This window comes from Acidithiobacillus ferriphilus (assembly GCF_018854775.1).
Lineage (GTDB): Bacteria > Pseudomonadota > Gammaproteobacteria > Acidithiobacillales > Acidithiobacillaceae > Acidithiobacillus > Acidithiobacillus ferriphilus.
Genome location: NZ_JAAZTY010000091.1, coordinates 1 through 12,512, shown reverse-complemented (window position 1 = coordinate 12,512; position 12,512 = coordinate 1). Strand labels below are relative to the sequence as shown.

Annotated in this window: 12 protein-coding genes and 2 tRNA genes; 1 reads left to right on the top strand and 13 read right to left on the bottom strand. The window is 57.6% G+C overall.

Annotated elements, in window-relative coordinates:
• Positions 1-189 precede the first annotated feature (189 nt).
• From HF921_RS07110 to HF921_RS07060, 11 genes are all read right to left on the bottom strand, one after another.
• A tRNA-Glu gene (locus HF921_RS07110) sits at positions 190-265 on the bottom strand.
• A gap of 56 nt (positions 266-321) precedes the next feature.
• Positions 322-975: a PAQR family membrane homeostasis protein TrhA gene (gene trhA, locus HF921_RS07105; protein WP_081258144.1), complete on the bottom strand. Its 654-nt coding sequence runs from the start codon at positions 973-975 to the stop codon at positions 322-324.
• Between the two features lie 65 nt (positions 976-1,040).
• Entirely contained in the window at positions 1,041-2,369 is a 1,329-nt protein-coding gene (locus HF921_RS07100) for an N-acetylmuramoyl-L-alanine amidase (protein ID WP_064219724.1), read from the bottom strand.
• A gap of 54 nt (positions 2,370-2,423) precedes the next feature.
• Complete coding sequence (gene trxC / locus HF921_RS07095) at positions 2,424-2,858, bottom strand: thioredoxin TrxC (protein ID WP_064219725.1); 435 nt, start codon at positions 2,856-2,858, stop codon at positions 2,424-2,426.
• Between the two features lie 29 nt (positions 2,859-2,887).
• Complete coding sequence (gene grxC / locus HF921_RS07090) at positions 2,888-3,169, bottom strand: glutaredoxin 3 (protein WP_196762945.1); 282 nt, start codon at positions 3,167-3,169, stop codon at positions 2,888-2,890.
• Positions 3,170-3,171: 2 nt separating this feature from the next.
• Positions 3,172-3,597 carry a rhodanese-like domain-containing protein gene (locus tag HF921_RS07085; RefSeq protein WP_064219726.1) on the bottom strand — a complete coding sequence of 142 codons (426 nt, stop codon included), beginning with the start codon at positions 3,595-3,597 and terminating at the stop codon, positions 3,172-3,174.
• Between the two features lie 3 nt (positions 3,598-3,600).
• A complete protein-coding gene (locus HF921_RS07080) occupies positions 3,601-3,822 on the bottom strand; it encodes a YgaP family membrane protein (RefSeq protein WP_064219727.1) in 222 nt (73 codons plus the stop codon).
• Positions 3,812-7,105 (bottom strand): efflux RND transporter permease subunit, encoded by a 3,294-nt coding sequence (locus HF921_RS07075; RefSeq protein WP_215892123.1) that lies wholly within the window; start codon positions 7,103-7,105, stop codon positions 3,812-3,814. Before HF921_RS07075 ends, HF921_RS07080 begins: the two co-directional genes overlap by 11 nt.
• Complete coding sequence (locus tag HF921_RS07070) at positions 7,098-8,180, bottom strand: efflux RND transporter periplasmic adaptor subunit (protein ID WP_215893574.1); 1,083 nt, start codon at positions 8,178-8,180, stop codon at positions 7,098-7,100. Before HF921_RS07070 ends, HF921_RS07075 begins: the two co-directional genes overlap by 8 nt.
• Positions 8,177-9,598, bottom strand: a complete 1,422-nt coding sequence (locus tag HF921_RS07065) for a TolC family protein (RefSeq protein WP_064219730.1) — start codon at positions 9,596-9,598, stop codon at positions 8,177-8,179. Before HF921_RS07065 ends, HF921_RS07070 begins: the two co-directional genes overlap by 4 nt.
• 259 nt (positions 9,599-9,857) lie before the next feature.
• On the bottom strand, positions 9,858-10,160 hold the full coding sequence (locus HF921_RS07060; protein WP_014029765.1) for an ArsR/SmtB family transcription factor: 303 nt from the start codon (positions 10,158-10,160) through the stop codon (positions 9,858-9,860).
• 116 nt (positions 10,161-10,276) lie between these two features.
• Between HF921_RS07060 and HF921_RS07055 the strand changes: the two genes are divergently transcribed.
• Positions 10,277-10,350: transfer RNA gene (locus tag HF921_RS07055), tRNA-Gly, on the top strand.
• Between the two features lie 143 nt (positions 10,351-10,493).
• Here the strand turns inward: HF921_RS07055 and ubiD are convergent.
• The gene (gene ubiD / locus HF921_RS07050) at positions 10,494-11,966 is read right to left on the bottom strand and encodes a 4-hydroxy-3-polyprenylbenzoate decarboxylase (protein WP_064220085.1); all 1,473 of its coding nucleotides are present in this window, start codon (positions 11,964-11,966) and stop codon (positions 10,494-10,496) included.
• A 24-nt stretch (positions 11,967-11,990) separates the two neighbouring features.
• Positions 11,991-12,512, bottom strand: a 522-nt coding sequence (locus HF921_RS07045; protein WP_215893573.1) for a PhnD/SsuA/transferrin family substrate-binding protein, incomplete at its 5' end; no start/stop codon positions are given.

Genomic DNA, 12,512 nt, shown 5'->3' with positions numbered 1-12,512 from the left:
ATGGGCGTCACCAAAGCTACCATACTGCCATGAAACATGATCCAGCTCCCGCTTTAACCCATGCCTTTTCTGCTAGGGATGGTACTTGCCCAACGGCGGGCTTGGCAAGGCAAGAATCACCCACACCGCCACGCTACTGGCATAGACAGCTTTCAGCGCATTCAAAATGGGGCGATCAGAGAGAAAAAGTGGTGCTCCCAAGGGGGTTCGAACCCCTGTTACCGACGTGAGAGGCCAGTGTCCTAGACCACTAGACGATGGGAGCAAGCGGGCCGATTATATGCACTTTGGTCAGAAAAGCAAGAATAAGCAGGTGCACAATCAGCCGGCGTACTGCAGAATCGCCCAGAATTGCAGTGCGGTACCCGCGATGACAAAAATGTGCCAGATGGAGTGAAAATATTTCCAGCGATCCAGCAGGAAAAAGAGGACACCCACGGTATAAGCCAGCCCGCCTCCAGCCAGCCACCATAAAAACCAGCCAGGTGCAGAATTATAGAGCGGCACTGCGGCAAGGATCGCCAGCCAGCCCATGACGAGATACAGCCAGAGAGAGACCGATTGAGCACGCGCCCCACCCACGGCCAGCAGGGTAATGCCCAGCGCTGCCAGACCCCACTCCAGTGCCAGCAGAAGCCAGCCCCACGGGTCATGGAGCACCATCAGCGTCACCGGGGTGTAAGTTCCTGCAATAAGAAGATAGATAGCGGAACGGTCCACCAACTGAAAGACCTTTTTGAGTCGCCCCGATGGCAGAATATGATAAATGGTCGAAGCCCCGTACAGCATCACAATGGTGACCACAAATATACTGATACTGGCTACCGCAAGACGGGTACTGTGGAGACCCGCGCCAACCATCCATAGCATGAAAACCAACAGTGCGCCGACTGCGCCAGCGCCATGCAGCAGGCCGTTAATCCATTCCTCGACGCGGGTTTGATCTCGCACCATACCATCTAGATCTTGTTTCATCACCGTTCCGCTCTATATCGCTCAAGCAGTTATAACATAAGCGCCCCAACTCTCGCCATGGTGACTCAAGCTCCCGTAATGGGAACGCGGAGAGGTTCTCCGGGCTGCCCCTCTCCGCGTGGCAGATTATTGGCCAGACGCAAGGCCTCTACACTCAGTCCGTAATGCTGCGCCACATCCGCCAGATTTTCCTTTTTGCTCAACACATGCCGGGTCACCGACCAGGCGCTATCCGCAGGTGGCGCCTTCACAAAATGGGCAACAATGGCATCATGCATGGTGCGCGCGAGTAGCCGACGGAAATCCGGATCGCGCAAGCGTTGTTCCTCTTCAGGATTAGAAATAAAAGCGGTCTCCACCAGCATGGAAGGCACATTCGGGGCACGCAGCACCACAAAATTGGCGTGTTGCACGGTGGCATTGTGCAAATCCTCCACTGCGGCCAGTCCACGAATCATGACATCCGCTGCGGCTACCGCCGAATTCATCGCCGCCGTCTGGGTCATATTGATAAGCACTGCATTGAGCATGGGATCATGAACACCCGACTGGATGTCGCCAAGAAGAGGATCGACGGCGTTCTGCGTTTTGGCCAGCCAGCGTGCCGCCGCATTACTCGCTCCTGTTTCTGATAACGTCCATACCGTCGAGCCACGCACCGCACGTTCCGGAAAGGCATCGGCATGGATAGAGACGAAGAGATCGGCACGCTGAGCAAAACCTAAATGCATGCGCGCCATGAGCGGCACATAGCGATCCGTATTACGGGTCATGACCAGACGCATTCCGGGGGTGCTGCGGATCAGTCGGGCCAGCGACAAACCGACATCCAACACCACATCTTTTTCACGGGTCCCTTTGGCGCCGATGGCGCCCGAATCATGGCCACCATGACCGGGATCGAGACAGACCACAATGGGCCGGCCGGCTCTGCCCACGGGATGCGCACGAGGGGATTTCACCGCAGTTCCAGCGACAGGCATCAAGTCCAGCACCAGGCGGTATGACGCACCCCTACCAGGGCCCAAAGAGAAACTACGCCAGCGCACCGCTTCTCGTAAAGGCAAACGCAGCACCAACCCGGTGGCGCTTTTATTCATCTCCGCACCGCCTTGCAGGGGACCCAGCGTCGGCACTGCGGGACGACCAAGCCCGTGTTCTATCCCCGGCAATTCAATATGCAGCACTTCACCCACGCTGCGAATCACCGGCGCAGCGGTCAAACGCTGATTCAGATCAAATACCAAACGCACGCCCTGTTGGTGGCTGCCTACCCGCAGCGCGCAGAGTCGCCCGGCGGCGGCCACATTCCAGCCATACAGCAAGACTCCACCCAGCGCCGCTTGTCGCAGGAACTGCCGCCGCGTGGAGCTCTCACTGAATTTCCTGACCACCGCCCCCCCTACTATCTACTTAATTTAGGAATATTGGGGCACCCGACAACAATCTCAGACACCCTGCCCCGCCAGCCAGCGCTGAAGTTCTGCCGCACCCATAGCGCCACTAACCCGTGCCAGTTCTTTCCCTGCCTTAAAAAGCACCATGGTGGGAATGGAACGAATCTGAAAGCGGCCACCAATTTGCTGTTCATCTTCAGTATTCACCTTGGCGAAGAGCACGCGCCCACGCATCGCCCGACTGCTCTGTTCAAACTGCGGCGCCATCGTTCGGCAAGGCCCGCACCAGGGGGCCCAGAAATCGACCAGCACCGGTAATTCGTTTTTCTGAACATATTCGGAAAAACGACTACCGCTGAGATTAACGGGGTGATCTGGAAAAATCAGTGCGTGGCATTTGCCACACCTGGGGTTTTCCCCAAGACGCTCTTTGGGCACCCGATTGACGGCGCCGCAGGCAGGACAAAGCAATATAACGGATGTCATATTTTCCCCCGATTTTACATTGAACCGTACTATCTACGCTCCCAGCCCTCTTCCTGCAGCAAGGAGTCCAGGACCCCGCGGCGATCCAGGGCGGCGATGTCATCATAACCACCCACATGCTGACCGTTGATAAATATCTGCGGGACGGTATGCCGCCCGTGGGCGAGCTTTTGCATGGTCTGGCGTTGCGCAGGATCCCGGTCCACCCGAATAATCTCGGGGGTGACGCCTTTACTGCGCAAAAGCGCTTCGGCCCTGTGACAATAAGGGCAAACGCCAGTCGCGTACATCCGCACCGCCGCCCCCTTCATAATCACTTCTCTACTGGCAATCCGGCACTCTGCCAGGCGCTGATTCCACCTTTCAGGCTATAAATTTTGTCAAAACCAGCCTTTTTCAGGCTGGCTGCGGCACGCGCCGAACGCATACCACTCGCACACTGGCAGATAACGTGATGGCCGCGGTGCTTCTCCAGGTCTTGCATATACTTGGGCAAATCACCCAGCGGAATGTGCCGGGCACCGGGCAGATGTCCCCGCGACCACTCATTCTGCTCGCGCACATCAATGATTACGGCATCTTCATGGTTGATTAACTGCACCGCAGCGACCGGATCCACTTCCTGAATACCCGCCACCTTCCGTGTCAACGGTCCCTTGAAAATCATGACGATCAGCGCCACAGCACCAATCAACAACGGCCATTGGGACTCTATAAAGAAAAGAATTTTATGTTCCATGGCTTAGCGTCCGCAGCCTCCGGAACCCGGCACTCCAAGCTTCAGCAGGATGCGATCCAGCGGGCAAATGGAGGTGAAGCCGCTTTGCAGCAGGTTGAAACCCACAAAAAGGGTAAATGCCAAGAACCACTCACTCACAAATATCGGGCTGACCGGAGCGCCCAACATCACACTTGCCAGCACAAAAAAGCCGGCAATCACGCGTACCCAACGTTCAGTATTCATCTGCAATCAAACTCCTTGGTGTCTGTTTTTCCAAGCGCCGTTCCCAGAGGAAATAGAGCAATGGAATCACGATCAATGTCAGCAGTGTGGAGGCGAAAGTGCCAAAAATCAAGGAAACAGCCAACCCGCCAAAAACCGGATCGGTTACCATGATGGCAGAGCCAAACATGATGGCCAATGCGGTCAGCAAAATGGGACGGAAACGCACCGCACCGGCCTGCAACACCGCCTCTTCCAGTGGGTAGCCTTGGCGCCGGTAATCAATAATGAAGTCAATCAGTAACAGGGAATTGCGCACCACGACGCCCGCCAGCGCAATAACCCCGATCATGGAAGTGGCGTTAAACGGCGTATTCAACAGCCAGTGCCCAGGAAAAACCCCGATCAACGTCATGGGGATAGCGCCCATGACGATCACCGGCATCACGAAAGACTGGTAATAGGCCACCAGCATCAGATAGATAAATACCAGAGCAATAATAAAAGCAGCGCCGAGATCGCGGAATACATCGAGGGTCAGGCGCATATCACCGCCCCAAAGAATCTGGTAATGGGTGACATCATCAGGCTGCGCTGGCGAAAAGCCCAGATTACCCGTGCTGAGAGGCACACCGTCGATGGTTTTGCCATCCAGCCAGTGATTCAGCGACAACACCGCATATACCGGGCTGGAGCCCATGAGATCTCCAGTCACATACACCACGGGATGTTGATCACGATCGTAAATCGGCTTGGCCAGCGTCGTCCGCTCGATCTGCACGATACTCGCCAGGGGCACCTGCTGTCCGCTCCGGCTCTGCACCTGCAAATCGAGGATCTGTTGGCGCCAGGCACGATCCGCTGGAGGCACGCGAAGCATGATATCCACCGGCTCGCGGGCATTTTTCACATGCAGGGCAGCCAGCCTGGTACCTGCCACATAGTCATGCACCAGAGCAGCCACCTGCGCCGGCGCGACACCGGCGAGCATCGCCTTCTGCTGATCCACATGCAGCAGATACTCAGGCACTGTAGCCGTCACCGAGTCATCCACATTGACCATGTCATAGTCTTTGCGGAAATCCTGTTCGACCGTGCCCGCCACCTGACGCAGTTTGTTATAGTCCGGCCCGTAGATCTCGGCCACCACCTGAGCCCGTACCGGCGGCCCCGGCGGCACCTCGAACATCTTGATGACACTACCCGGGAAACGTTCCCGGACCGATCGCAGTGCCTTATAGACTTCCACGGAAACGGTGTGGGACATGGGCCGCTCATCCCGCGGCACCAGGTTGACCTGAATCTGCGCGTAATTGCTGCCTTGGCGCATCAGGTCACCACGCACCAGACCCGCGAAATCCACCGGCGCCGAACGCCCCAGATAGGTCTGGAAGTTTTCGATATAGCGATTCTGACTGAGCACATTGCTCACCGCTTCGGTAACCCGCCCGGTTTCATCCAGGGCGGTCCCTGCAGGGGTGTCCACCTGAATCATGAAGTCGCTGACATTGCCTTCTGGAAGCATCTTCAGATTGACGCCAAGCGCACTGAGGGGTCCATTCATACCTTGGGGGCGGATGAACTGCCACATCGGCATCAGCATCGCCAGCAGGAGCAGCACCATAACCACGATGAAAAAGAGGTTGCGCCGCCCCGGGAATTTCAGCAGCGGCTTGAACACCCGGAGGTATCCCCGCTGCAGGGCATCCGGCCGCGCCGCATGCACGCCGCCCTCACTGTCCGCCTGCCTGCCCGCTTTGCCGCCCAGGAAACGGTAAGCCCCCCACGGCACCACCGTATAAGCGAGCAGCACCGATGCCACCATCGCAATAGGCACAAAAATGGGGATGGGCAACATGAAGGGTCCCATCATTCCCGTCACGAAAGCCATGGGCACAAAGGCGAGGATGACCGCCAACGTCGCGATATTCGTCGGATTGCCAATCTCATTGCTGGCATTGATGATACAGCGGGCAAAACCATCCTTACCGCAGTCATGCAGGTGGCGATGGATGTTTTCAATGACGACAATACCCCCGTCCACCAGTAGCCCCAGCGAGAGAATCAGGGCAAAAAGAGTAATCCGGTTGATCGTCTGCCCAAGCAGCCAGCCCGTGCCCAGCACGATGCCCAGAGTCAGCGGCACTGTCAGAATCACGATGCCCGCTTCCCGCCATCCGAGGAAAATCATCAGGATGATGGCGACCACTCCGACAGCGATGCCCAGATGCTCGAAGAGGGTGCTGACGGCGTCATCGGCGCGCGCGCCATAATCACGGGTGATGGAAACATGCACTCCCTGCGGTAATGCCTCCCGTTCCAGGCGCCCCAGCTTTGCCTTGATCGCATCCCCCACGGTCACCGCATTGGCCCCCGGACGCTTGGCGAGGGTGATGGTGACTGCCGGCATGATGCTACCCGCGGGTACGCCGATCCGGTTGGCACGCCCGGCGGTATCACTGGTCACGGTATTGTTTTCTGCGGCGCCTGCTACGACTCGTGCCACCTCTTTCAGCAATATCGGTTGTCCGTCATGATCGCCGATAATGAGATCGCCAACCCCCCGTGCCGAGCCCAGCGCCCCATTGATGCGCAGCGGAATTTCTTGGTTGTTATGCACCAGATTGCCGCCGGGGAGAATGACATTACTCCCCTTCAGCGCCTGCTCAATATTTTTCAGACTCAGGCCGACACTGGAGAGCTTCGCCGGATTTAGCCAGACATTGATAGCCAGAGGACTCCCGCCGATCACCTCGGCGTTCGCCACGTCCGGCACACTCTGCAACTGGTCCATGAAGCGCACGCCAACCTGACGCAACTCCAAAGGCGTCAACTGACTGGAGCTCAGGGTCACCGACATCATCGGGACGTCATTGACGCCTATGGATTTCACCAACGGCTGCGCCGTACCGGGAGGCATTTTGTCCATATTCCGGCTAAGTTGGTTGTAGACTTCGAGCAGGCTCTTCTCTTCGTTGGCACCGACCTGAAACTCGACGGTGACCACGCCCATATCGTTGACGGCATAGCCAAAAGTGTGATGGACGCCAGGCAGGGATGCCATCAGGGCTTCCAACGGACGTATCACCAGATGGTGAATCTCCTCGCTGTCAGAGCCGGGGCGCATGATGAAAATTTCGGCGGCGGGTACCACGATCTCAGGATTATACAGGCGCGGCGTGAAGAGCATGGCCAAAGCCCCGAACAGGGCGATGGCCACCATGATCAGCACAGTGATCTTGGATTGGTAAAAAGACTGGGCAAGCCGCCCCGCCAAGTTGTGCCGCTGCCCTGGTTCAGCCATGAGTGATTCCGACTGGCTCAATATGGTCGCCATTATTCACCGCGGCGAGGTTACCCACGACTACCGTCTCACCCGTACTCAGACCGGAAAGAATTTCCATGCCCTCCGGCGTACGTTGCCCCGGCCGCACCATGCGATAGCGCGCGATGCCTCGCGCATCCACGACGAAAACACCGGGAATACCGGCCCGATCCAGCAAGGCGGCCACTGGCAGCACCATCGCTTGGCGCCGGGTGACCGGCACTTCCACGCGCACGTAATCACCGGCCTGCAGTGTACTGTCTGCGGGCAAGCCGAGCTTGACCATGTGCGTATGGGTCATCGCGTCTGCGGCTCCGACCAGATCCAGAACGGTTGCGGAAATGCTTTTCCCGTCGGCGATGACAGCGATTTTCTGGCCGATGTGGAGACTGCGGTACAAGGTCCCGCCAACACTACACTGGACTTCCAATCGGGAGGTATCCGCCAAGGCCAGAATGGGCTGGCCAGGCGATGCAAGATCCCCATTCTGCATGAACTTGCGCGTGATAATCCCGGAGAAAGGCGCCCTTACCCGGGCATAACGCAGTTGCGACTGCGCCGTGCTGACACCCCCCCGCGCCGCAGCGACACGGGCCTGAGCCATGGCATAGGTGGATTTCACCTGATCCCACTGCTTCTCGGGAATGGCCTGCTGCGCATATAAGGCCTTGAATCGATAATAATTGGAGCGGGCGTCCGTAAGCGCGGATTCGGCTTCGGCCAAACCGGCCTGGGCCTGCTGCACCTGTCCCAGCACATTCGTTGGATCAACCTCAAAGAGCAGTTGTCCCGCCTTTACGGCCTGTCCATCACGCACGCTCATGGCGCGGATATAACCACTCAGACGGGAACTGAGTTGCACCTGCTGATGGGCAGTGACCGTACCCGGAACGTGGGCAAAGGCGGCCATGCTCCGGCTCCCCATCTGCACGACCGGCGCCGCGACTTTACGCTGCACTTGTGGCGCATCAGGAGGCGATTTGCTGCAGGCCGCAAGGCTTGTCGCAGAGCATGCCAGGGCAGCGATGAACGCGGTTCGCTTCCATGTGTTCATTGGGGGGCTCCTTCTGCGGCGGGCATATTACTCACACTGACGATTTCTTGGGGATTCAACTTGCCGATGGCCAGCAACAGGGCGCCGCGTTCTACCGCCTCCGCATAATGGGCAGAGACGAGCTCGGCACGCGCCTGATCCAGCTCTGCCTGTCCGCGCAGCAAGCCGGTCACGGTCTCTATACCATTTTCGTAACGCAGACGCACCAGACGTTGCGCCTCCTCCATCTGTCTAACTGCGAGTGCACGCATTTTGACGCGCAGCGCGGCTTCCCGGGCGCTCCGCCATACCTGCGCCACCCGCAAACGCAATTTATCCTGCGCCTCCTGCAACGCGGCCACGGCCTGCTCGCGCTCCGCGCGGGCACGATCCATCCCGCCCCCGCGCGCGAAGTCCAGCGCATTCCAGGTCACTTCTCCGCCGATGGTATAAGACGGTGCCGCGTTGCCCGGAGTGCTGCCATTCCATTCCTGATTGGCCATGGCGTTGATGTGGGGCAGATAAGCGGCACGGGCGACGCGAATGCCACCCTGGGCCGCCCTGACCTTGTGACGGAGGGCGACGATACCAGCGTTCCGGGTCAGCGCGTCGCTCTGTAGACTGGCGAGAGGCGCCGCAGGCAGTGTGGGCTGGACGGGCTCGCCCACGGTCAGGGCCTGTCCTACCGGCCAGCCCACGAGCATGGCGAGGTTGTCCAGAGCATTGGCCTGGGCGTTGTGGGCGCTTTCGACGGCCATTTCGGCTTTCTCCAAATACACTTCCGCAGACAGCAGATCGCTTTTTACCAGCACCCCATGCGTCAGCAGGGAGCGACTGGTCTTAACGTAAGAGGCGGCTGCCCGCCGGGCTTTATCCGCCACCGCCATGCCGGCATTGGCGGCGATAACACGGTCATAGGCCTGCAAAACAGCAAAAATCAGCTTCTGGCGGGCCATGACATCGCCACTCTGGGCCGCCTCCAACATGGCCCGCGCCTGATCCAAACGTCCCCAGGTTGCCCCACCAGTCCAAATCGGAATCTCCAGTTGCACCCTGGTACCAAAATTGTGGTAACTCCCCGGTTGGTTCAGCCCTGTCGGTGCCACACCCAGCGCATCAGGGTTAAATTGGTTCGCACCAAAATCACTGAAGGTCGCTTGTCGCTGCGACAGCTTCATACCAAAAACGGTCAGGGCGTTGTTCGACTGGCTGGCGGAGAAAGAGGCCACGAGCCTGGGGAGCAGGTGACCACGCGCCGCAGAGACGGCGCCTTTGGCTTCTGCCTGCCGGGCATGCGCCAGGAGCATCTGCGGATTTTGTTTGAGGGCGAGATCAAGGCACTGATTAAAATCCAGAGCGGCGACTGGTAGCGAGACACTGACGCCCATCAGCAGAGCGACCGAAACGGAGTATGTTTTTTTGTGAGAACGCAGGGACATGTCTTCCCTCGCCGCAGCGGGCGACACAAAATTGAGGAACTGGACGACCTTGCAAAGCGCTCATGCCATCCAGCGATGAATGAACTCATTGTAGCTGAGACAGAGATTTCATATACGGCTACATGAAATAGCCCCTGCCAAGCCACAGCAAGACCGGCCAAAGAATAAGATTATTATTATATACAATAGATGGGCATTCAAGCCTTATTTTACCGGGAATACCCCCTGAATCGCATCGTCTGAAGCCGACCTTCAGTGCTTACCGGATGTGACAAAAGACATCACTCATCATGGCGATCAAACGCAGGGTACGGGGATCACCCACGCGGTAATAGACCTTATTGGCGTCCTTACGGGCGCGAAGGATATCTTTTTCACGCAAAATAGCGAGGTGCTGAGAGATGTTGCTCTGGGTGGTACCAACAGCGGCTACGATATCCTGCACACTCATTTCTTCTGAACCCAATACACATAAAACCTTGAGACGCAGCGGGTGCGCCATAGCTTTCAGGGAGCGTGAGGCCTGTTCAATATCCTCTTCCCGAGTTGGTAACTGATCCATAATCAATGCCTCTTGGTCTATTAAGTATCTTATTGACTTTGTTTATAATTACCGGAAATCGCAGTGTCTGCGGTCACCTTGCCTTTTTAGGTACATCCGCATAGAATTCACCATGTGCGGGTGTAGTTCAATGGTAGAACCTGAGCTTCCCAAGCTCATGGCGTGGGTTCGATTCCCATCACCCGCTCCACTTAAAAACAAGGGCTTAAGACAACACCTAGGCCCTTTTTCTCTGTCCAGAGTACCGCTGAAGTACCGACCTGTTCATCATCAGTGATTAAGAATAACCCCATATGCATATTTTAGGAACCCCGCACCCCCACAGTGCGTGTTTTAGAATAGCGGCCGCTCCAGCGTTGCCAATAGGTCATCTACCCGTTTGCGTAGCCCGTCAGGCATATGAATGGGACGACCCCATTCTCTGGCCGTCTCTCCAGGCAACTTGTTGGTGGCGTCCATACCCAGCTTACCGCCCAGCCCGGCAACCGGCGAAGCGAAGTCGAGATAATCTATGGGCGTATTTTCAATGAGGGTGATGTCACGCACCGGATCCATCCGGGTGGTCATCGCCCAGATTACGTCCTCCCAACGGCGCACATTGATGTCTTCATCCACCACAATGATGAACTTGGTGTACATAAACTGCCGCAAAAAGCCCCAGACGCCGAACATGATTCTTTTGGCGTGACCGGGATAACCTTTACGGATACTGACGACGGCCAGGCGGTAAGAGCAACCCTCCGGTGGCAAATAAAAATCGACAATTTCCGGAAACTGCTTTTGTAGCAAGGGTACGAAAACTTCGTTGAGCGCGGCACCGAGTATGGCGGGCTCATCGGGCGGTCGACCGGTGTAAGTGCTGTGGTAGGTGGGGTTTTCACGGTGACTGATGGTCTCTACGGTGAACACCGGAAAGCGCTCGGTCTCGTTGTAGTAGCCCGTGTGATCTCCGAAAGGCCCCTCCACCGCCATGTCATCGGGATAAATATGCCCTTCCAGCACAATCTCCGCACGCGCAGGCACCTGCAGCGGGACACTCAGCGCATTGGCGAGTTCCGTACGTCCGCCGCGCAGCAGGCCGGCGAACTGATGCTCAGAAATAGTGTCGGGGATGGGGATAACCGCAGCCAGGATGATTGCCGGATCGGCCCCATAGGCCACGGCAACGGGGAATGGCTCGCCGGGGTGTACTTTCTGAAATTCGCGCAGGTCTTGAGCGCCCCCCCGGTGCGCCAGCCAGCGCATGATCACCCGGTTACGGCCGATGACCTGTTGCCGGTAGATACCCATGTTGGCCCGCCGCTTGTGTGGCCCCTTGGTGATGGTCAGACCCCAGGTCATGAGCGGGGCCGCATCCTCGGGCCAGCAGGTCTGCACAGGAAGGACAGCGAGGTCGACCGCGCCTCCGTGCCGGACAATTTCCTGACAGGGCGGGCGACTCAGGGTCGTCGGCGCCATGTGGAGGATTTTACGCAGGGTAGGTAATTTCTCCCAGAGGTCGCGCAAGCCGCGGGGCGGGTCAGGCTCCTTGAGATAAGCCAGTAATTGACCGATCTGCCGGAGGTCAGCAAGCGATTCGCCCCCCATTCCCAGTGCCACCCGCTCCGTCGTGCCAAAGAGGTTGCCCAGCACGGGCATATCATAACCCGCAGGCTGGGTGAACAAAATGGCAGGGCCTGCGGCGCGCAGGGTACGGTCACAAATCTCCGTCATCTCCAGCGCAGGCGAGACAGGCATGCTCAGTCGGCGCAATAAATCGCGTTTTTCAAGATCGGCCATGAAGGCTCGCAGGTCACGGTAGCTCATGCGGGCATTGTAAGCACAGACACGCTACGTTGTCCCGCTGTCCGGGTCCTCGCGGGCGGCCACAAAGGCACTGTCATCGATAGCCAGAGAAGATGTCGCACGCAGATCGATGGCCTCGTGGCCGCTGATGTATTCATCGGCAAGCATGGTCAGGCAAGACAACTCGTCACCGGTCACCGGCGCAAAGCCGGAAAAACCGATATCCCGCAACAGTACCTGCCCACCCGCTTCCTGATCCATCTGGAAGAGCACCTGAGCAAGCCGCTCCCGCTGCGACAACAAGCGTGGTCCAATACAGAAGGCATGGAAAGCGAAAGCATCATTGGAACGATCAATAATGCGTAGTCGATCACGAATCAGGCCACTCGCAGAGGCATACACTTCGTCAAACAAAAAACCTACATCGACCCGCCCCTGCAAGATAGCTTTCAGTACGCCCTGATAGCTGCCGGTGAATACAAATTCGAGACGGGCCCGGTCAATATCTGCTTTATCCAGCAGAAACAACCCTACCATATGAATCAGCGTGGCGGGATGAGCTGAAGC